This window comes from Methylophaga sp. UBA5088 (assembly GCF_002414625.1).
Taxonomy (GTDB): Bacteria; Pseudomonadota; Gammaproteobacteria; order Nitrosococcales; family Methylophagaceae; genus Methylophaga; species Methylophaga marina.
Map to the genome: position 1 here is coordinate 1 of NZ_DIAC01000036.1, position 235 is coordinate 235.

Here is a 235-nt window from a genome sequence, read left to right on the forward strand (position 1 = left end):
TATGAGGCCACTGGCCTCATAAAGCACACTGTTAGGTGTCACTAGCATGACAATTGATAGCTCAGATTATTACTACAACCCAGAGCACACGAGTTTTACATTTGAAGAACGAACGGGCGATCCAGATTCTTTTTCGACCGCTATCGGCCGAATTGTTCTAAATTTCTCTGAGCTAGAAATGCAAATCTCCAAAGCCATTGTTCTTTGTCTTGGAGCAGATCCAGAACGAAGCTCC

1 protein-coding gene is annotated in these 235 nt (G+C 43.8%); it reads left to right on the top strand.

Annotated elements, in window-relative coordinates:
- Nucleotides 1-46: 46 nt before the first annotated feature.
- On the top strand, nucleotides 47-235 hold a 189-nt coding region (locus B4K20_RS04880; RefSeq protein WP_289282075.1), incomplete at its 3' end, for a hypothetical protein.